The following is a 20274-nucleotide window of genomic DNA, read 5'->3' as shown; positions in this document are numbered from 1 at the left end:
GTATGGATTGCTTCGTCGCTTCTCTCCTCGCGATGACGCAACTGAAATAGATGAGCAATGAATCACGACGCCTACGACGACAATTACATCCGCAGCATCCTGAACAACGTCAAATCGATCGCGATGGTCGGTGCCTCGCCGGTCAATGTGCGACCGAGCTATTTCGCCTTCAAATATCTGGCGCAGCGCGGCTACGACATGATCCCGGTCAACCCCGGCCATGTCGGTAAGGAGCTGATGGGCAAGCCGTTCGTCGCCTCGCTCGCCGACATCGGCCGCCCCATCGACATGATCGACATCTTCCGCAATTCGAGCCACATCATGCCCGTCGTCGAGGAGGCACTGAAACTGTCGCCGCCGCCGAAGGTGATCTGGATGCAGCTTGGCGCACGCGACGATGCCGCGGCCGAGAAGGCGGAAGCGGCGGGCCTCAAGGTGGTGATGAACCGCTGCCCCAAGATCGAGTATGGCCGGCTGTCGTCGGAGATCTCCTGGATGGGCGTCAACTCGCGCACCCTGAGCTCCAAGCGCGCGCCGATCCCGACCCAGGGCATGCGGCTGTCGCTCAACCGCACGAGCTTCGGCGGCGGCCAGACTGCGGCATCCGACCGCGCTGCGAAAAACAAAACCGAGACGACCTGACGTTTCGGCGGAATAATCGTCGCGATCATCCGTACAGGCAGCATGCCCGTTTCAAACCGTGGCGTGCGCGCCAACTCGCTTGACGCCGGGCGCTACCGCCATCAGCATGCCGCGCGTTTCGACCAGGCCACAACAGGATCCAAAGAATGACCGATCGCCTTCCGGGATTTTCCACCCTCGCCGTGCACGCCGGCGCACAGCCTGATCCCACCACCGGCGCGCGGGCGACGCCGATCTACCAGACCACGTCATTCGTCTTCAACGATGCCGACCACGCCGCGTCACTGTTCGGCCTGCAGGCGTTCGGCAACATCTATACCCGCATCGGCAACCCGACCAACGCCGTGCTAGAGGAGCGCGTCGCAGCGCTCGAAGGCGGCACCGCGGCCCTCGCTGTCGCCTCCGGTCACGCGGCGCAGCTCGTCGTGCTGCAGCAGCTGTTGAAGCCCGGCGACGAGATCATTGCGGCGCGCAAGCTCTATGGCGGCTCGATCAACCAGTTCACCCACGCCTTCAAGGCGTTCGGCTGGAACGTGGCCTGGGCCGATCCCGACGAGATCGAAAGTTTTGAGCGCGCGGTGACGCCGCACACCAAGGCGATCTTCATCGAGTCGATCGCCAATCCCGCCGGCAGCATCACCGACATCGAGGCGATCGCCGCCGTTGCGCGCAAGGCCGGCGTGCCGCTGATCGTCGACAACACGCTGGCCTCGCCCTACCTGATCAAGCCGATCGACCACGGTGCCGACATCGTCGTGCACTCGCTGACCAAGTTCCTCGGCGGTCACGGCAACTCGCTCGGCGGCATCATCGTCGACGCCGGCACCTTCGACTGGTCGAAGGACAACAAATATCCGATGCTGAGCGAGCCGCGCCCCGAATATCACGGCATCCGGATCCAGGAGACGTTCGGCAATTTCGCCTTCGCGATCGCCTGCCGCGTGCTCGGCCTGCGCGACCTTGGCCCCGCGCTGTCGCCGTTCAACGCCTTCATGATCCTGACCGGCATCGAGACGCTGCCGCTGCGCATGCAGAAGCACTGCGACAACGCCAAGGCGGTGGCGGAATTCCTCTCCACCCATCCGGCCGTGTCCGCGGTGAACTATGCCGGCCTGCCCGGCGACAGATACAACGCCCTGCAGCGCAAATACGCGCCGAGGGGCGCCGGCGCGGTGTTCACCTTCAGCCTCAAGGGCGGCTACGACGCGGGCGTCAACCTGGTGTCGAATCTGAGGCTGTTCTCGCATCTCGCCAATGTCGGCGACACCCGCTCACTGGTGATCCACCCGGCCTCCACCACCCACAGCCAGCTCGACGACGCCGCCAAGGTGAAGTCGGGCGCGGCGCCCGAGGTGGTGCGGCTCTCGATCGGCATCGAGGACAAGGAAGACCTGATCGCCGACCTCGACCAGGCCCTGCGCGCCTGATCCGCGCGCGTTCCGGAGCGGTGCCCTGCATCCGCTCCGGATGCTCTCCCAACGCGGCAGACCCGCCCGTTAACGCTTAATTCCGACGGGTCTCTCGTTAACGTTCAATCCGGCTTAAAGTGGCAGTGATAGGCTCCGGATGATTCGGGAGACCATTGATGCTGCGCTCGATATTGCCGCTCGCGATCGCACTGTTTGCGATGTCGCCTGCTGATGCTGCCGACGGCCCCGTCCCTCCGAAGAGCGCCACCGTGAAGGCTGCGCGCCAGCTGCCGGCGGGCCTGCCGCGCCGGCACTACGCCTACCGCACGTCAATCACAGGGCCGACCTATGTGCGGCGCGGCCGCCAGCTTGTGGTCGTCGAGCCCAAGGTGATCCCGCTGAATTCAGAGCCGTACATCGTGTTCCCGCCTGGCGAACCGCTTCTGCCCGGATCGGCGGCGCTGCCGGGCTATTACGGCGACCACCGCTCCTACAGCTATCTCGGCCCATACTACGGCGGCGCCTATGTGACCTATTGGGACCGCCTGCCCTACGCCTGCGGCGTCTACGGCTACTGCTAGCCCGGAACGAACGCGTGGCCAGATCGCCGCAGAAATCCAGCGCACCGGCTTCGGGCAATGCCGTCACCGCCGACCTCGTCGCGGTGCTGGTCGCCGTCACCGACGGCACGCCCAAGATCATGACCATCGCCGGCGGCTCCGCGCTGCCGAGCGGCCCGTTCGAGTTCACCCATCGCTCGCTGCAGACTGCGCTGCGGGCCTGGGTCGAGGCGCAGACCGGCCACCCGCTCGGCTATGTCGAGCAGCTCTACACCTTCGCCGATCGCGGCCGGTCCGGCGACGCCAAGTCGCCACACAGCGTCTCGATCAGCTATCTCGGCCTGACCCGCGAGGACAAGGTCGGTGAAAGTTTCGAGGCGCATTGGTCCGGTTGGTACGACTACTTCCCCTGGGAGGATCATCGCGCCGGTGCGCCGGGCTTCACTGCCAAGTCGATCGCGCCGAAACTGAAAGCGTGGGCGAAGGCAGCGTCGTCACCGACGCTGCAGCGCGAGCGCTGGCAGCGCTGCGCGATCACCTTCGGCCTCGACGATCGCGACTGGAACGAAGAACTCGTGTTGCAGCGCTATGAGCTGCTCTGGGAGGCGTCGCTGATCCCGGAAGCCGCGCGCGTGCACGGCCGCGAGGTGCCGGGCGTACCTGGCAAACCGATGACGGCCGATCATCGCCGCATCCTCGCGACCGGGATCGCGCGGCTGCGCGCCAAGATCAAATACCGTCCGGTGGTATTCGAGCTGATGCCGGCCGAGTTCACCCTGCTGCAACTGCAACGCAGTGTTGAGGCGCTCGCAGGCCGGCTGGTCCACAAGCAGAACTTCCGCCGGCTCATCGAGCAGCAGGAACTCGTTGAAGAGACTGGCGCAATGGCCGCCGATACCGTCGGACGGCCGGCCAAGCTGTTCCGCTTCCGCCATGCCGTATTGGCCGAACGGGCCGTCGCCGGCACCAAGCTTCCGCTTTCGCGCACTTGACACGCCTTATGCTCAGGATAAGTATAAGCCATCTTATGCTCACGGAGAGTATAAATGGCCTTGCTCGATACCGATCTGCTCACCCGCACCGCGCCGCTCTATGAGCGCGTCAAACGCGTCATCCCGCCATTCGAATGGGCGACCTTCGCCGAGGACGTCGACGCGATCCTGGAGCTGAAACGCCGCCGCAATGCGGTGGTGCTCGCGCACAATTATCAGACGCCGGAGATCTTCCACGGCGTCGCCGATATCGTCGGCGACAGCCTCCTGCTCGCGCGCGAAGCGACCAAGGTCGACGCCGATGTCATCGTGCTCGCGGGCGTGCACTTCATGGCCGAGACGGCGAAGCTGCTCAATCCAGCCAAGACCGTGCTGATCCCCGATCTCAAGGCAGGCTGCTCGCTGGCGGATTCCATCACGGCCGAGGACGTGCGGCTGATGCGCGCGCGCTATCCGGATGCACCTGTGGTCGCCTATGTCAACACGTCGACCGCAGTGAAAGCGGAGTCCGACATCTGCTGCACCTCGGGCAATGCGCTCAAGGTGGTGGAGTCACTCGACGCCGAGCGCGTCATCATGCTGCCGGACGAATATCTGGCGCAGAACATCGCCAAGCAGAGCAGCAAGAAGATCATCGCCTGGAAAGGCCATTGCGAGGTGCACGAGCTGTTCACCGCCGATGACGTGCGCCAGCTGCGCGAGAATTATCCCGACGTCACCGTCCTGGCGCATCCGGAATGCCCGCCCGACGTCGTCGCCGAAGCGGACTTCGCAGGTTCGACCGCAGCGATGCAGTCCTTCGTCGAGACCAAGCGTCCGCCGCGCGTCGTGCTGCTGACCGAATGCTCGATGAGCGACAACATCGCGGCGCGGAATCCCGATGTCGACTTCGTCCGTCCCTGCAATCTCTGCCCGCACATGAAGCGGATCACGCTGAAGAACATCCGCCACGCGCTGGAGACCAACCAGCACGAGGTCACGATCGATCCCGCGATCGCCGAGCGCGCGCGCCGCAGCGTTGCAAGGATGCTGGCGATATGAGCATCGATCTCTCCGATCTCCACGGCCGCCCTGTGATCATCGGCGGCGGCGCCGCGGGGCTGATGACCGCGCTGCAACTCGCGCCCGAGCCGGTCGTCCTGCTGTCGAAATCGCCGCTCGGTGCCGAAGCCTCCAGCATGTGGGCGCAAGGCGGCCTCGCCGCGCCGGTCGGCGCCGATGACAGCCCTGCCCTGCATCTCGCCGATACGCTCGCGGCCGGCGCCGGCCTTTGCGACGCGGCGGCAGCATCCCGGATCGTCCACGCCGCGCCGGCCGCCGTGGAGCACCTGGCCGAGCTCGGCGTCGCCTTCGACCGCCGCGCCGACGGCAGCTGGCGCCTCGGGCTCGAGGCCGCGCATGGCCGCAACCGCATCGTGCACGCCACCGGCGACGGCACCGGCCGCGAGATCATGCGCGCGCTGATCGCCGCGGTGCGTCAGACGCCGTCGATCACCTTGCTCGAGGGCGTCGAGGCGCGCCGGCTGCTGGTCGAGGACAATGCAGTCAGGGGCGTGCTCGCGGCGAGCGACCGCGGCGCGCTGACGATCGCGACCAACCGCGTGGTGATCGCAACCGGCGGCATCGGCGGGCTGTTCGCCGACAGCACCAACCCAGGCGGCTGTTTCGGCCAGGGGCTCGCGCTCGCCGCGCATGCCGGCGCAAACCTATCGGACATCGAATTCGTCCAGTTTCATCCGACCGCCTTCGACGGGCCATCGCGGCCGATGCCGCTATTAACCGAGGCAATCCGCGGCGACGGCGCGATCCTGATCGACGAAACCGGGCAGCGCTTCATGGCCGGTCAACCCGGCGCCGAGCTTGCGCCGCGCGACATCGTCGCGCGCGCCGTCTGGCGCCACCGCACCGCGGGGCATCGCACCTTCCTCGACGCGCGCCAGCATCCGGGCGCGGATTTCGCCGAGCGCTATCCGGTGATCTCTGCGTTCTGCAAGATGGCCGGCATCGATCCCGCCCATGATCCGATCCCGATCCGGCCGGCGGTTCACTACCACATGGGCGGCATCGCGGTTGACGGCTTTGGCCGCAGCACGGTGCAGGGCCTGTGGGCCTGCGGCGAGGCCGCGCGCACTGGGTTGCACGGCGCCAACCGGCTCGCCAGCAATTCGTTGATGGAGGCGATCGTCTGCGCGCGCTGGGTCGCCGAGAGCATCGAAAGCGTCAGCGCAGGCCCACGCGCGATGCTGCGCGACGAGACGACGCCGCCGGCCTCCGATCCCTCCGCGGTGCGGCCGATCCTCAGCCAGGGGCTCGGCGTGCTGCGCGGCCGCGACGGCATCGCACGCGCAATCCGGAGCCTCTATCCGCTCGCGCGCAACCACGGTGCAGCGTCCGACCCGGCACTGGTCGGCTTGATGATCGCCGTCGCGGCAATCAGGCGCGAGGAAAGCCGGGGCGGCCATTTCCGCACCGATTTCCCGCAAACCGCTTTGTCGGCAGCCCCATCGTCCCTCGCCCGTGCCGAGGCGCTCGCCGCCGCGCGCGACATCGTTGAATCCGAGCTTTCAGCCAGGAGTGCCCTGTCATGACCCTCAATCCCCTGTTGCCGCTGCTGTACGAGCCGATCGTGCAGACCGCCCTGCGCGAGGATCTCGGCCGCGCCGGCGACATCACGGCAGACGCGATCGTCCCGGCGAGCCAGCAATCGCGGCTCGTGATGCGGGCGCGGCAGCCCGGCGTGATCGCCGGACTCGACGTCGCGCGGTCAGCCTTCCAGACGGTGTCGCCTTCCGTCGAGCTGCGCGCCGAACGGCCCGACGGCAGCGCGGTCGAGCCCGACCAGGTGATCGCGATCATCGACGGCCCGGCCCGCAGCCTGCTCACCGCGGAGCGCACCGCGCTGAATTTCCTCTGCCATCTCAGCGGCGTCGCCACCGCGACCGCCACGCTGGTCAAGGCCGTCGCGGGCACGCGCGCGCAGATCGTCTGCACCCGCAAGACCACGCCGGGACTGCGGGCGCTGGAGAAATATGCGGTGCGCGCCGGCGGCGGCGGCAATCACCGCTTCGGGCTCGACGATGCCGTGCTGATCAAGGACAACCACATCGCGCTCGCCGGCGGCATCCGCACCGCGATCGAGCGCGCCAAGGCCAATACCGGTCATCTGGTCAAGATCGAGGTCGAGGTCGACACGCTGTCGCAGCTCGAGGAAGCGCTGGCGCTCGGCGTCGACGCGGTGCTGCTCGACAACATGACGACCGAGCAGCTCGGCCAAGCGGTTCAGATGGCGCGCGGCAAGGCGATTACCGAAGCCTCCGGCCGCATCACGGCTGCGACCGCCGCGGCGATTGCCGCCACCGGCGTCGACCTGATCTCGGTCGGCTGGGTGACCCACAGCTCGGCCACGCTCGATATCGGGCTCGACTATCTGTCCTGATCGATCAACCGGGTCGATACATCAACCGGGCTGGCCGGCCGGAACGAGGTTCGGCTTGCCCTGTTCGATGCGCCGCTTCGCGAAGCGCTCAGCCTGCAGCACCGCGAGTGTCAGCACGACGATCGCGACCGCCTGGTGCGTCAGCGCCAGATCGATCGGCACCTGATGCAGCAGCGTCAGGATGCCGAGCGTCGCCTGCAACGTGATCGCCGCAACCAGCCACCAGGCGCCCGCGATCACGCCACCGCCGGCGCGCGTGCGCACGGCATCGATCGCATGCGCGATCGCCAGCGCAAACAAGAGATACGCGGTCATGCGATGCTCGAACTGCACCGTCAGCGTGTTGTCGAACAGGTTGCGCCACCACGGCGTCTCGAACCAGAGACGGTCGGCCGACGGGATGAAGCCGCCATCGATGTCGGGCCAGGTGTTGTAAACCCTGCCCGCGCGCAGGCCGGCGACCAGTGCTCCGAAATAGAGCTGGACGAAGGTGAGCACGAGCAGCACCGCGCTGGTGATCTTCAGCCTGAGCGGTGCGATCACCATTGGGCGGTCCGTCAGCCGCCGCAGCGTCCAGACGATCGCTGCGAAGATCAGAAGCGCCAGCACCAGATGCGTCGCCAGCCGATACTGCGACACCTCGACACGCTCCGAGAGGCCGGACGCCACCATCCACCAGCCGACGCCGCCCTGCAGCGCGCCGAGGCCGAAGATCACCCAGAGCCGCCGGCCAAGCTCGCCGCTGACAGCGCCGCGCCACAGGAAATACAGGAACGGCAGCAGATAGGCGGCGCCGATCACCCGGCCGAGCAGCCGGTGGCTCCACTCCCACCAGAAGATCGTCTTGAACTCGGCGAGCGTCATCCCGGCGTTGAGCTCGCGATATTGCGGAATCTTCCGGTAGCCCTCGAAGGCCTGGGTCCACTGCGCCTCGGTCAGCGGCGGCAGCGCACCGGTCACCGGCTTCCATTCGACGATCGACAGGCCAGATTCTGTCAGCCGCGTGGCGCCGCCAACGAGGACCATCAGCGCGATCAGGGCGGCGACCGCGACAAGCCATACCCTGACGGCGCGGAGCTGCGATGTCTTTGCGGAAATACCGGCCATTTCGCCCTGACTTGATTGGATTTTCGAGCCCCTTATAGTCCGGCGCGCCCGCGGCGCAAGCGCCGCTGAAGACGCTCTGGATCACGAGTTACACATACAAGCCATGGCCATACGCACCCGCAAACTGCTCGGAACCATCTTCCTGCTCATCCTGGTCGTGGTGTGGTCGCTGCTCGGCATGACGGTCGCCCAGACGCCGTGGCTTGCCAATTCCGGCCTGCTGCAGGCGATCTTCTACGTCGTCGCCGGCCTCGGCTGGGTGCTGCCGGCGATGCCGATCGTCGCTTGGATGTCGCGGCCCGACCGCGTCTAGGATCCGGAAAAGTGCGAAGCGGTTTTCCGAAAGATTATGCTCCGACAGAAAACCTAAAGCGCGATCTCATCGCGCGTTAGATCCCGCTTTAGATCCCGCTTTGGTCGCGCGCGTGGCGCGTCGGCCGAACCGGCGCGAACATCACGCCCGACAGCAGCACCCGCATGATCCGCAGCGAGCGCACGCGGCCGTCCCACGCGATCCGGGGCAGCGCATAGAGGTTGGTGCGTCCCTGTGCCTCGACAATGCCGGAGATGGTCGACACCGCGCTGGCAAAGCCAGCCTCCTCCGCCATTACGACATGCGGACGGGCGAACGCGTCGCGGTCCCCGAAGGGATAGGCGAAATGCTTGACCGGCCGCCGCAGCGCGCTCTCGGCCACCGCCTTTCCCATCGCCATCTCGCGCTGCGCGTCGGCATCCCTGAGGCTCGACAGGACGGAATAGTTCACCGTGGCGCTGCCGAACGTCACGTTCGGATCCGCGGCAAGCTTCGCCAGATCCTGCCAGTCGAGCGACGCGCTGCGTGACAATTGCGCAGCGTCGGCCGAATAGCGCCGCGCGAGATCGTTCACCGCATAGGACAGATCAGGCGGCGACAGCTTGCGCAGCCAGCCGGACAGAAAATCGAACAGCTCGTATTTGTCCGACAGGGCCGAGACCACGAAATGCCTTTCCCGGCCGTCGATGACAAGGCTGATGCGGCCCTCGCGCGCGATGATGTCCTCGAGCACCAGCCACCACGCCGCACCCACGCCGTCCGGAAGAGCGGTCGGCAGATAGAGCGTGAACGGGACGCCATGCCTGGCGAGCACGGGATAGGCATGCGTGACGATGTCCTTGCTGGCACCGTCGAAGCTGAGGCAGGCAAAGCGGCGGCGCTGCGGCATGGTCACCGCGCGGCGGCAGGCCTCGTCGATCCCGACGATGTCGTACTTCCAGCGCTTCAGCCCGCGGATCGTGCGATCAAGGAAGGCCGGCGTGATCTCCTGGGATTTCAGCGGTTGGAAGCGGCCACGCTGGGTGGGACGGACGCGCGCGAAGCGCAAGATCACTCCGGCGCCGCCGGCCTCGCGTTCCCGCAACCTGAAGGCACCACTGAAATAGGCGAGTTCGGCCCGAGCCCGCCGCAAAATCCGATTGTCCGGCGCCAAGATCCGCTACCCGTCCTTGCCCGTCCGGCGGTTCCCACACGCCGCCAAGCACATCCCGAGGGCATTGTTATTACTCTTTGTTGACATTTCCCTGCGAAGGTCGGCCGCAGCCGAGACCTGTAAATTAATACCTTAAAAAATTTAGGTTCCGAGATGACCATGGCGGCGGCAATTGAAGGCCAGACGGCTGGCGCGCGAACATGGCCGAACGCAATCCGCGTCGCCGGCGTCGACATCTTTCACGACCTCACTGCGGCCGAGGCAACCTGGCGCAGTCTCGAGACACCGCAACACAGCTACACGCCCTATCAGCGCTTCGACTTCCTTGCCTCCTGGCAACGCCAGGTCGGCGAGCGCGAAGGTCTGCGGCCCTTCATCGTCGTGGCCCATGACAGCGAACGCCGTCCGTTGCTGCTGTTGCCGCTCGCCGTCGAGCAGCGCCTGGGCGCCAATTGCGCAAGCTTCATGGGCGGCAAGCACGCGACCTTCAACATGGCGCTGTACGACCGCGACTTCGCCGCCAACGCGACCGAAACCGACATCACGGCCCTGATCGGCTCGATCGCCGAGCGGTCCCGCGTCGACGCGCTCATGCTGTGTCAGCAGCCGCTGCGCTGGCAGGAGCAGCCCAATCCGATGGTGTTGCTGCCGCATCAGGCTTCGGTGAACGACTGCCCGCTGCTGGTCATCGAGCCCGGCGCGGCACCGGCTTCGCTGATCAGCAATTCGTTCCGCCGCCGCCTCAAGGGCAAGGAGCGCAAGCTGCAGGCGCTGCCGGGCTACCGCTATCATGTCGCTGATAACAGCGCCGACGTCTGCCGCCTGCTCGACTGGTTCTTCGGCGTCAAGCCGCAGCGCATGGCGGAGCAGAAGCTGCCCAACGTGTTCGCCGAGCCGGGCATCGAGCAGTTCATCCGCACCGCCTGCCTCGCGCCGCGCGCCGACGGCAAGGGCTATGCGATCGACATCCACGCGCTGGAGTGCGACGAGGAAGTGATCGCGATCTTCGCCGGCGTGTCCGACGGTCATCGCTTCTCGATGATGTTCAACACCTACACGATGTCGGCCAATTCCAAGTTCAGCCCCGGCCTGATCCTGATGCGCGACATCATCGATCGCCATGCCGGCCTGAACTATCGCGCCCTCGACCTCGGCATCGGCTCGGACGAGTACAAGCGGCTGTTCTGCAAGGACGACGAAGCGATCGTCGACAGCTTTATTCCGCTCAGCCTGCGCGGCAAGCCGGCGGCCACCGCGCTGTCGGCCATCAGCCGCGCCAAGCGCGCCGTGAAGCAAAATCCCGCGCTGTTCGAGATCGCACAGAACCTGCGCAGCATGTTCCGCTGAGCACGACCGCGGGCGACGCTACGCGGACGAGCTATCCGGCGCCGCGCGGCCGCTCGCGACGCCAAGCCGCATCATCGCATCGAACACCAGCGTCGCGGCAGGCGACAATGCTCGCTTGCGCAGCTTGATCAGCCCGTAGCTCTCGAGCATCAGCTGGTCGCGGATGCGAAGCATCTTGAAGCGCTGCGGATCGAGCAGATCGAAGATCAAGAGCGGCACCGGCACGATCGCATCGATGCCCGCCGCAATTCCAATCGACGCGAAGAACGACTCGGTGTTGATGATGCGCTGGGGCGGCGCAATGCCTCGGCTGTAGAACAGCCGCTCCAGCCCCTGGCGCATGAAGGATTCCCGCGGCTGGATGATCCATTGCAGGTCGACCGTATCTTCGAGACTGACACTGTCGAGACCGGCCAGCGGATGCTCGGCACGAACCAGCAAGCCGGCCTGCTCGGCGCCGATCTCGTGATAGTCGAACTGTCCGGAATCGACGCCGGCCGGAATTCGCGCCACGACGAAGTCGAGCTCAAGCGCTAGAAGACGCGCAACGAGCGGCGGACTGGTGCTGACGTCGAGCGAAATGTTCACCCGGTGCAGTTTCTCGCCAAGGTACTGCATGACGTCGACGACGAGGTCGATGCTGGGCTTGGCGACCGTCCCGACCGACACCGTACCGAGCTCGCCGGACCTGTAGCCGGCGAACTCATTGGTGACCCGGTCAAGGTCCGCGAGCACACTCCGGCCGCCACGGATCAGAATCGAGCCATAGGCGGTCGGCTCGACGCCGCGCGCCGTCCGCTCGAACAGCGGAACCCGCGCCACGGCCTCGATCTCGGCCAGCATCTTCGATGCCGCCGATTGGGTAATATTCAGCCGCTCGGCCGCCAGCTGCAGCTTGCGCTCGCTGTCGAGCGCCACCAGCAGGCGCAACTGGCGCAATTTCAGATTATTGATCACGGCCCGCTACCATCCTGCCCGGCCAGAGCCTGTTCCGTTCCGACTACTCGGAACGGGGCTCCAGATACTGTTTTGACGCGTTTTCCTTAAGCGAACCGGTTTCCACTTCGCTGAAAACGCTCTGGGTTCCCGCGCTTATACCGCGGTGCATCATGACAGTTTCGCCGTGGCTCCATTCCCAAATGCCATTAGTCACGCGGCCGTTGATTACACAACAATGAATGCAAGGATTGCAAGGCGACTTACAAGGCGACTTGCAAGGGCAAGGCAACGGACCGCTGCGGGTGCACCAGACGTCACCCCGGACAGCGCAGTCAGCGTTTGCCGAATCGAAAACGGAAAGGGATGGGAACGATGAGCGACGATGTCGAGAAGCGCGCGGTCGGAAAGATGATGCGACGGCTGATTCCGTTCCTCATCCTGTGTTACTTCGTGGCCTATCTCGATCGCGTCAATGTCGGCTTCGCCAAGCTGCACATGAACACGGCGCTCGGCCTCAGCGAGGCCGCCTACGGGCTCGGTGCCGGCCTGTTCTTCGTCGGCTACTTCTTCTTCGAAGTCCCCTCCAACATCCTGCTGGAGCGGTTCGGCGCGCGGCGCTGGATCGCCCGCATCATGATCAGCTGGGGCATCGTCTCGGCGGCATTCGCGTTCATCCCGCAGATGTCGGCGGCGAGCGGCCTCTCGAGCGAGTGGATCTTCTACTTCCTTCGCCTGCTGCTCGGCGCCTGCGAGGCCGGCTTCTTCCCCGGCATCATCTTCTATCTGACGCTCTGGTTCCCGACGATCTATCGCGCCCGCGTCATCAGCCTGTTCATGCTGGCGATCCCGATCTCGAGCATTATCGGGGCGCCGATCTCGGGCCTGCTGCTCAACCTGTCGGGCGCCGGCCTGACCGGGTGGCAATGGCTGTTCATCTGCGAAGCGCTGCCGTCGGTCCTGGTCGGCTTCGCCGTGCTGGCCATGCTGCCCGACTTCCCGCGTCAGGCGAGCTGGTTGCAGCCCGACGAGATCAAGTGGGTGCAGACCACCCTCGAGATCGAGCGGCAGAAGAAGGAAGCCGTGGAGCACATCTCGGTCATGCAGTCGCTCACCGATTCGCGCGTCCTCGCCTGCGCCCTCGTCTATTTCTGCCTCAACGCCGCCAGCTACGGCGTCGCGTTCTTCCTGCCCACCATCATCAAGGCCTTTGGCGTCACAGACACCCAGACCGGCCTGATCGCAGCCCTGCCCTTCGTGTTCGGCGCGGTCGGCATGGTGCTGCTCGGCCGGCATTCCGACAAGACCGGCGAGCGGCGCTACCACGTCGCCGGCGCGCTGGTGCTCGCAGCCGTCGGCATCGGGCTGGCCGGCCTCGTCTCAAGTCCGGTGCTGATCGTCGGCCTGCTCTGCCTCGCGCAGATCGGGGTTTCGGCGGTGCCGCCGATGTTCTGGCCGATGCCGGCCAGCATCCTGAACGGCGCTTCGGCCGCAGCAGGCATCGCGGCGATCAACTCGCTCGGCAATCTTTCGGGCTTCGCAGGCCCGTTCGCCATGGGCTACCTGAAGGACCTGACCGGCGGCTTCACCGCAGGTCTGCTGCTGCTCGCGGTGGTCGGCTTGATCGGCGCCCTCGTCACGATCCGGCTGCGGATCGATCCGGTGCTGGAGCGAGCCGCACGCGAGCCGATGCTGGCGCATTGAAGCGTCACCTGGAAAGGCGTGCAGCGGCTTTCCGAAACGAAAGCGCGATGACGATCAATCTGATCTCATCGCGCTTTTGATATCTGGTTCAGGCCGCGACAACCCGCGGGCTCGTCACAGCCGCTTCCGATGGCGAGCAGGGTTTGCTCAGCATCGTCACTTCGGAGAAGCCGACGGCCCTGAGCTGATCGACCATCGAGCGGCGGGCATCCTGCGCCATTCCGGCATCCGGCACGACGATGGCCTGCGCCTTCGCGGTCAGCAATTCGGCCGGCAGGTCGACGGCGGAGCCGGCGTCGAGCAACACGTGGTCGTAGACCCGGAGCAGCGCGTCGATCGCAAGCGCGAGCCGCGGCGATTGCAGGTGCGCGCGATCGAACCCCGGACGCCCGGCGTTGACGATCTGCACCCGCGACTGCCGATCCTTGGTGATGATCTGAGCGAACGTGGCCTCGCCCTGCATCAGCTCGGCCAGGCCGGGCGCTGCGGGATCGACGGTCGCCGCCGTCAGCACCGGCGAGGATGCGACGAGGTCGATCACCACAACCTTGGCCTGGCGCGCCATCAGACGGGCCAGCGTCAGCGCGGTCCACGTGACGCTCTCGCCAGTGGCCGGGCCGAGCACCGTGACCTTGTGGGCGGCGGGACCGGCCGCGACGAGACGCTCGGCCAGCGCACCGATCTCGTCGACCGTTTGGGCGGGCGCAGGCTGCGGCTCGCCGATGACGGGCTCGTAGGCCCTTGCGGGCTCCGGCGACAGTTCGGGCTCCGGCGCAAGGCTCGGGGCGAGCGGCGATGCGAGCTCGGGTTCAGGCGGCAGCCTCGGCGCCGGCGCGTCCATGGCTGCGGTCTCCATGACCGGTTCGCGGCGCCTAATCGCTGCGGCGGCCGGCGCGAAGGCGCGGCCCACCGCGCCGGGCGCGGAGATGCGCAGCAATTCGCCGGTGATGATGATGCCGGACGATAGCAACAGCGTCGCCAGCGTCGCGATCAGCACGATCGGCAGCTTCTTCGGATAGGCCGGCGTGTTGGAGACCGTGGCGCGCGAGATGATGCGGCCGTCGGTCGGCGCCGCCTCGATGTTCTCGCGGGCGGTCGCCTCGCGATACTTGGCGAGATAGGCTTCCAGCAGATCGCGCTGCGCCTTGGCTTCACGCTCCAGCCCGCGCAGCTGCACATCCTGACCATTGCTCGATGCGGCCTGCTTCTTCGACTGGTCCAGGCTCGCTTGCAATGCCTGAACACGTCCATCGGCGACGCGGGCATCATTGTCGAGCGAGCGCGAGATCTTGCCGGCCTCCTCGCGCAACTGTCGGTCGAGATCGGAGATCTGCGCCTTCAATTCCTTGATGCGCGGGTGGTTGTCGAGCAGCGTCGACGACTGCTCGGCGAGCTGGGCGCGCAGCGTGCCGCGCTGTTCGGCGAGCCTGCGGATCAGCTCGGAATTGAGCACTTCCGAAGCCTCGATCGGCTTGCCGCTCTGAAGCATCTCGCGGATCAGCCGCGCCTTGGTCTCGGCATCCGCCTTCAGCGCACGGGCGTTGTTGAGCTGCGTGTTCAGCTCGCCCATCTGCTGGTTGGACAGCGGGATGTTGTTGGTACCGACGAACAGGCTCGACTTGGAGCGGAACTCCTCGACACGCGAATCCGCGTCGGCGACCTTGGTGCGCAGCTTGTCGATCTCGCCCAGCAACCATGTGCTGGCAGACTTGGCCTGATCCTGCCGTGCCGCCTGCTGCAGCACGAGATAGCCGTCCGCGATCGAGTTGGCGACGCGGGCGGCGAGATCAGGATCCTCCGACTGGAATTCGATCACGATGACGCGCGACTTGTCGACCGCATAGGCCTGGAAGCGCTCATAGAAGGCGTCGAGCACCCGCTCTTCCGGCGTCAGGCTGAACGGATCGCGGCCGATGCCGAACAGCGCCAGCAGCGACTTCACCGGGGAGAAGCCACGCAGCACCGGATCGAACTCCGGACGCTCGGCGAGCTTGTTCTTCTTGATGATGTCGCGCGCGAGATCGCGCGACATCACGAGCTGCACCTGGCTCGTCACGGCCTCGGCATCGAGCGAGGTGCGTTCGAGGTCGCGCTCGCCGTTCGGGCGCAGGAAGGCGTTCTCACGATTGTCGATCAGGATTCGCGCTTCCGACTTGTAGCGCGGCGTCACGACGTTGACGGCAGCGAGCGACAGAGCGAACACCAGCACGGTCGGCACGACGATCCAGCTTCGCTTGCGCGACAGCGCGCGCCCGAGCACATGCAGATGGAGATCGGTTGCCGGCGCCGCACGCGCCGACTCGTCAGGAGCTGACATCGGCAAAGCTGTCTTCGCAACGGCCTCGTCGGCGACGGGCGCAGACTTCGGCAGCGCCCGCTGCACGGCGGCCTTTTCGTTGCCTCTACGCCAGAATGCAAAACGCATAACGAACTCCCGCGGACGCCGCGATTCCACCTCAATGCGGGCGATTACAGTCCATTAAGGTTGCTGCCGGGTTAATCGGCGCGGTTGACGGATGCGGCTGCCACCACCGTTCCGTCATGCTTTGTTAACCACGAGTGCCGTTAATCGGGGCCGGTAATTTCGTGGGATTCCTCACATGCGCGATTTGCGCGCTCCCCTTGTTTGTCTGATTGCTGCGCTCGCGCTGTCGGGCTGCATGGGCCGGACCTCGCCGATTGCCGGCGACCCGGCCCTCGATTCGATGGCGTACGGGCAGCCCTCCTTTGCCGGGCCGGTCACCTATGCCGAGCCCGCGCCGACGCGCGAGGCCTATAATCTCGGCCCCGGCGATAAGCTCCGCGTCGTGGTCTATGGCCAGGAAGGCCTCACCAACTCCTATGCGATCGATGCGGCCGGCGCGATCACGATGCCGCTGATCGGCTCGGTGCCAGCGCGCGGCCGCACGCCTGCCAGGCTCGCCGCCGAGATCACCGCACGGCTGCGCAACGGCTTCATCCGCGAGCCGTCGGTGGCGGTCGAGATCGAATCCTACCGGCCGTTCTTCATTCTCGGTGAAGTCCAAGCCCCCGGCCAATATCCCTATGTGCCCAACATGACTGTCGAGAGCGCGGTGGCGATCGCCGGCGGCTTCTCGCCGCGCGCCCGGCGCGACGAGGTCACCCTCACCCACACCGATGCATCGCGCGCCGGCCGCTTCGTCGCTCCCTTGGGCACGCCGATCGGTCCCGGCGACACCGTGTTCGTCGGCGAACGCTGGTTCTGATCGATGGCGCAGGATCACAATCAGGACCAGCCGCTCCGCATCCTGCATGTCGTCCGTGCCCCGGTCGGCGGCATCATCCGTCACATCCTCGACGTCGCCAACGGCCAGATCGAGCGCGGCCACCATGTCGGCATCGTCGCCGACAGCCTGACCGGCGGCACGCGCGCTGACGCGGTGCTCGCCGAGATCGAGCCGCGCCTCAAGCTCGGCGTCCACCGGGTCGCGATCCGCCGCGAGCCGCGCTTTGCCGACTTCATGGTCTGGGCGCATATCGCCGGTCTGATCCGCAAGCTGCAACCCGATGTCGTGCACGGCCATGGCGCCAAGGCCGGCGCCTATGTCCGGCTGCGGCGGCGCTCGAACAAGGTGATCAGGGTCTACACGCCGCATGGCGGCTCGCTGCACTACCCGCTCGACACCTGGAAGGGCCGCTTCTATAGCCAGCTCGAGCGCACGCTGATGAACAGCACCGACCTGTTCCTGTTCGAGAGCGCGTTCGCCCGTGACACCTATCAGCGCACCGTCGGCAAGCCCTCAGGCCTCGTCCGCTGCGTCTTCAACGGCGTCACCTCGGAGGAATTCGAACCGGTTGCCAAGGCCGACGACGCCACCGACGTCGCCTATGTCGGCGAATTCCGCCGCATCAAGGGTGCCGATCTGCTGATCGACGCGGTCGCCAAGCTGCGCGCCGACGGCAAGCCGGTGACGCTGACGCTCGGCGGCGACGGCGAAGAGTTCGAACGGCTCAAGGAGCAGGTCAAGCGGCTGTCGCTCGGCGATGCCGTCCGCTTCATCGGGCACGTCAAGGCGCGCTTCGGCTTCTCCAAAGGCAGCCTGCTGGTCGTCCCCTCGCGCGGCGATTCGATGCCCTATGTGGTGATCGAAGCCGGCGCTGCGGGAATTCCGATGATCGCCGCCAATGTCGGCGGCATCCCCGAGATCTTCGATACCCACAGCGACGCCCTGTTCGCACCGAGCAATGCCGCTGCGATGGCCGATGCCATCAAGGCGGCGCTCGACAATCCCGCCGCGACCGCCACGCGCGCGCAAAAACTGCGCGAGCGGATTTCCGAACATTTCTCGCAGAGCGCGATGGTCGAAGGCGTGCTGGCCGGCTATCGCGATGCATTTGCCAAACGTTAACCACTTCTTGCACACGTAACCGTTTCTTCCGATTTGTCCCCTTAAGTCACGTCCGGGGGAATTTCGCTGCTGCGCGCGGATGCCCATCTGCAGGCGCAGGAATGGACGTGGACTCGTGGAACCGTTTAACGCACGCTCGATGCTGGATGCCGCTGCGTCTGCGACGGCTGCTCAGCCGCAGGTCGAACGCCGCCGCCGCCTGTCGCCGGCCGCACTCGCCGTTACCAATCAGAAAGTTCGCGGCGCCTACTCGCCGGTCGTGATCGCGGGCGTGGTTCGCCTCGCCGATTTCGTGCTGCTGAGCCTCGTCGGCGTCGGGCTCTATTTGGCTTATGTCAGGCCGCTCGCCGGCGGCGGCATCCATTGGGGATACATCACCTCGATCCTCGGCATGTCGGCCGCGGCCGTGGTCTGCTTCCAGTCCGCCGACATCTACCAGGTGCAGATCTTCCGTGGCCAGCTCCGCCAGATGACGCGGATGATCTCGTCATGGGCCTTCGTGTTCCTGCTGTTCATCGGCGTCTCCTTCCTGGTCAAGCTCGGCGGCGAGGTGTCGCGGGTCTGGCTGTCGTCGTTCTTCTGCGTCGGCCTTGCGGTCCTGATCGCGGAACGGCTGGCGCTGCGCTCGATGGTGCGGGCCTGGGCGCATGACGGCCGGCTTGACCGCCGCACCATCATCGTCGGCGCCGACCAGAACGGCGAGAAGCTGATCGAGGCGCTGAACGCCGACGACGACACCGACATCCACCTGCTCGGCGTGTTCGACGATCGCAACGACGCCCGCGCCATGGAGACCTGTGCCGGCTCGCCGAAGCTCGGCAAGGTCGACGATATCGTCGAGTTCGCCCGCCGCACCCGCGTCGACCTCGTGCTGTTCGCGCTGCCGATCTCGGCCGAGACCCGCATCCTGGAAATGCTGAAGAAGCTGTGGGTGCTGCCGGTCGATATCCGCCTGTCGGCCCATACCAACAAGCTGCGCTTCCGGCCCCGCTCCTATTCCTATGTCGGCAAGGTGCCGACGCTTGACGTGTTCGAGGCGCCGATCACCGACTGGGACCTGGTGCTGAAATGGCTGTTCGACCGCGTGGTCGGCGGCCTCGCGCTGCTTGCGGCGCTCCCGGTGCTGGGACTGGTGGCACTCGCGGTGAAGCTCGACAGCCCCGGCCCGGTGCTGTTCCGCCAGAAGCGCTTCGGCTTCAACAATGAGCGGATCGACGTCTACAAGTTCCGCTCGCTCTACCACCACCAGGCCGATCCGACCGCCTCCAAGGTCGTGACCAAGAACGATCCGCGCGTCACCCGCGTCGGCCGCTTCATCCGCAAGACTTCGCTCGACGAATTGCCGCAGCTGTTCAACGTCGTGCTCAAGGGCAATCTCTCGCTGGTCGGCCCGCGCCCGCACGCCGTGCAGAGCAAGCTGGAGAACCGCCTGTTCGACGAGGCCGTCGACGGCTACTTCGCCCGCCACCGCGTCAAGCCCGGCATCACCGGCTGGGCGCAGATCAACGGCTGGCGCGGCGAGGTCGACACCGACGAGAAGATCCAGAAGCGTGTCGAATACGACCTCTACTACATCGAGAACTGGTCGGTGCTGTTCGATCTCTACATCCTGCTCAAGACCCCGTTCTCGCTGATTACAAAGAACGAGAACGCGTACTGAGATTGGCGGGAATCGGACCGCGCGTCATTGCGAGCGCAGCGAAGCAATCCACGCTGCAGCTCGGGGATAGATGGATTGCTTCGTCGCTTCGCTTCTCGCAATGACGGAGGGACGGAGCCAGTGTTTGTATCGCGTTGCGTGAGTATCCGATGGCCTATGCGGCGACAGCCGGGACGTCCCAATCGCTGACATCGGCGCCGCCGGGCGTGCTGGCGCTGCAGCGGGCGCTGGTATGGCTCGCCGGCGCGTCGATCGCCATCGTGTTCATCGAGCCGAGCCCGTATGAACTGGTTACGCTGACCGCCTGCGTGCTGTTCTTCGCCACGGGCCTGCGCATGCAGCTGGTGTTCATGCCGCTGCTGTTCACGCTGATCGTGCTCAATGTCGGCTACAGCATCGGCGCGGTGCCGTTCCTCGACAAGCCGGAGGTGGTGAACTGGGTCCTCACCTCCTGGTACATGGCCGTCACCGTCATCTTCTTCGCGATGGTGATGTCGGAAGACACCGAGGCGCGGCTCGACATGCTGCGCCGCGGCCTGATCGTCGGCGCGATGATCGCCTCGCTCGCGGGTATCGCCGGCTACTTCCATCTGGTGCCCGGCGGCTACGACCTGCTGACGCTGTATGATCGCGCCCGCGGCACCT

At 66.0% G+C, this 20274-nt stretch carries 17 protein-coding genes and 1 pseudogene; 14 read left to right on the top strand and 4 right to left on the bottom strand.

Features of this window, described 5'->3' with window-relative positions:
* Positions 1 to 57: 57 nt before the first annotated feature.
* The 7 genes from QMZ05_RS26225 to nadC all read left to right on the top strand — a co-directional run bounded on the left by QMZ05_RS26225 (position 58) and on the right by nadC (position 7039).
* The gene (locus QMZ05_RS26225; RefSeq protein WP_146985649.1) at positions 58 to 642 is read left to right on the top strand and encodes a CoA-binding protein; all 585 of its coding nucleotides are present in this window, start codon (positions 58 to 60) and stop codon (positions 640 to 642) included.
* 146 nt (positions 643 to 788) lie between these two features.
* The gene (locus tag QMZ05_RS26220; RefSeq protein WP_353703383.1) at positions 789 to 2069 is read left to right on the top strand and encodes an O-acetylhomoserine aminocarboxypropyltransferase; all 1281 of its coding nucleotides are present in this window, start codon (positions 789 to 791) and stop codon (positions 2067 to 2069) included.
* A gap of 158 nt (positions 2070 to 2227) precedes the next feature.
* Complete coding sequence (locus QMZ05_RS26215) at positions 2228 to 2632, top strand: hypothetical protein (RefSeq protein WP_353703382.1); 405 nt, start codon at positions 2228 to 2230, stop codon at positions 2630 to 2632.
* A 14-nt stretch (positions 2633 to 2646) separates the two neighbouring features.
* A complete protein-coding gene (locus tag QMZ05_RS26210; protein WP_353703381.1) occupies positions 2647 to 3603 on the top strand; it encodes a hypothetical protein in 957 nt (318 codons plus the stop codon).
* A 54-nt stretch (positions 3604 to 3657) separates the two neighbouring features.
* Positions 3658 to 4644: a quinolinate synthase NadA gene (gene nadA, locus QMZ05_RS26205; protein ID WP_353703380.1), complete on the top strand. Its 987-nt coding sequence runs from the start codon at positions 3658 to 3660 to the stop codon at positions 4642 to 4644.
* On the top strand, positions 4641 to 6191 hold the full coding sequence (locus tag QMZ05_RS26200; RefSeq protein ID WP_353703379.1) for an L-aspartate oxidase: 1551 nt from the start codon (positions 4641 to 4643) through the stop codon (positions 6189 to 6191). Before nadA ends, QMZ05_RS26200 begins: the two co-directional genes overlap by 4 nt.
* Positions 6188 to 7039, top strand: a complete 852-nt coding sequence (nadC, locus tag QMZ05_RS26195) for a carboxylating nicotinate-nucleotide diphosphorylase (RefSeq protein ID WP_353703378.1) — start codon at positions 6188 to 6190, stop codon at positions 7037 to 7039. Before QMZ05_RS26200 ends, nadC begins: the two co-directional genes overlap by 4 nt.
* Positions 7040 to 7060: 21 nt before the next feature.
* On the opposite strand, the gene QMZ05_RS26190 is transcribed toward nadC, so the two are convergent.
* Positions 7061 to 8146: a COX15/CtaA family protein gene (locus tag QMZ05_RS26190; protein WP_353703377.1), complete on the bottom strand. Its 1086-nt coding sequence runs from the start codon at positions 8144 to 8146 to the stop codon at positions 7061 to 7063.
* A 103-nt stretch (positions 8147 to 8249) separates the two neighbouring features.
* Between QMZ05_RS26190 and QMZ05_RS26185 the strand changes: the two genes are divergently transcribed.
* The gene (locus QMZ05_RS26185) at positions 8250 to 8459 is read left to right on the top strand and encodes a DUF2842 domain-containing protein (RefSeq protein ID WP_074128835.1); all 210 of its coding nucleotides are present in this window, start codon (positions 8250 to 8252) and stop codon (positions 8457 to 8459) included.
* Positions 8460 to 8547: 88 nt separating this feature from the next.
* On the opposite strand, the gene QMZ05_RS26180 is transcribed toward QMZ05_RS26185, so the two are convergent.
* Positions 8548 to 9612, bottom strand: a complete 1065-nt coding sequence (locus tag QMZ05_RS26180; RefSeq protein WP_353703376.1) for a polysaccharide deacetylase — start codon at positions 9610 to 9612, stop codon at positions 8548 to 8550.
* A gap of 153 nt (positions 9613 to 9765) precedes the next feature.
* On the opposite strand from QMZ05_RS26180, the gene QMZ05_RS26175 reads away from it, so the two are divergent.
* Positions 9766 to 10959, top strand: coding sequence for a GNAT family N-acetyltransferase (locus tag QMZ05_RS26175; RefSeq protein WP_353703375.1), 1194 nt, complete (start codon positions 9766 to 9768; stop codon positions 10957 to 10959).
* Between the two features lie 18 nt (positions 10960 to 10977).
* Here the strand turns inward: QMZ05_RS26175 and QMZ05_RS26170 are convergent, their stop codons facing one another.
* Positions 10978 to 11916, bottom strand: a complete 939-nt coding sequence (locus QMZ05_RS26170) for a LysR family transcriptional regulator (protein WP_353703374.1) — start codon at positions 11914 to 11916, stop codon at positions 10978 to 10980.
* A 354-nt stretch (positions 11917 to 12270) separates the two neighbouring features.
* Between QMZ05_RS26170 and QMZ05_RS26165 the strand changes: the two genes are divergently transcribed.
* The gene (locus tag QMZ05_RS26165; RefSeq protein ID WP_353703373.1) at positions 12271 to 13599 is read left to right on the top strand and encodes an MFS transporter; all 1329 of its coding nucleotides are present in this window, start codon (positions 12271 to 12273) and stop codon (positions 13597 to 13599) included.
* A gap of 88 nt (positions 13600 to 13687) precedes the next feature.
* On the opposite strand, the gene QMZ05_RS26160 is transcribed toward QMZ05_RS26165, so the two are convergent.
* Positions 13688 to 16024 carry a Wzz/FepE/Etk N-terminal domain-containing protein gene (locus QMZ05_RS26160; protein WP_353703372.1) on the bottom strand — a complete coding sequence of 779 codons (2337 nt, stop codon included), beginning with the start codon at positions 16022 to 16024 and terminating at the stop codon, positions 13688 to 13690.
* Between the two features lie 175 nt (positions 16025 to 16199).
* Here QMZ05_RS26160 and QMZ05_RS26155 point away from each other — a divergent pair, with 175 nt between their 5' ends.
* The 4 genes and pseudogenes from QMZ05_RS26155 to QMZ05_RS26140 all read left to right on the top strand — a co-directional run.
* Complete coding sequence (locus QMZ05_RS26155; protein ID WP_353703371.1) at positions 16200 to 16826, top strand: polysaccharide biosynthesis/export family protein; 627 nt, start codon at positions 16200 to 16202, stop codon at positions 16824 to 16826.
* Positions 16827 to 16829: 3 nt separating this feature from the next.
* Positions 16830 to 17969: a glycosyltransferase family 4 protein gene (locus tag QMZ05_RS26150; protein ID WP_353703370.1), complete on the top strand. Its 1140-nt coding sequence runs from the start codon at positions 16830 to 16832 to the stop codon at positions 17967 to 17969.
* Positions 17970 to 18084: 115 nt separating this feature from the next.
* Entirely contained in the window at positions 18085 to 19629 is a 1545-nt protein-coding gene (locus QMZ05_RS26145) for an undecaprenyl-phosphate glucose phosphotransferase (RefSeq protein ID WP_353703369.1), read from the top strand.
* Positions 19630 to 19778: 149 nt separating this feature from the next.
* A pseudogene (locus QMZ05_RS26140) lies at positions 19779 to 20274 on the top strand (O-antigen ligase domain-containing protein); the annotation flags it as partial.

This window comes from Bradyrhizobium sp. INPA03-11B (assembly GCF_040446015.1).
In the GTDB taxonomy this organism is placed as follows: domain Bacteria; phylum Pseudomonadota; class Alphaproteobacteria; order Rhizobiales; family Xanthobacteraceae; genus Bradyrhizobium; species Bradyrhizobium macuxiense_A.
This window is presented reverse-complemented; position numbering and strand designations above follow the sequence as displayed.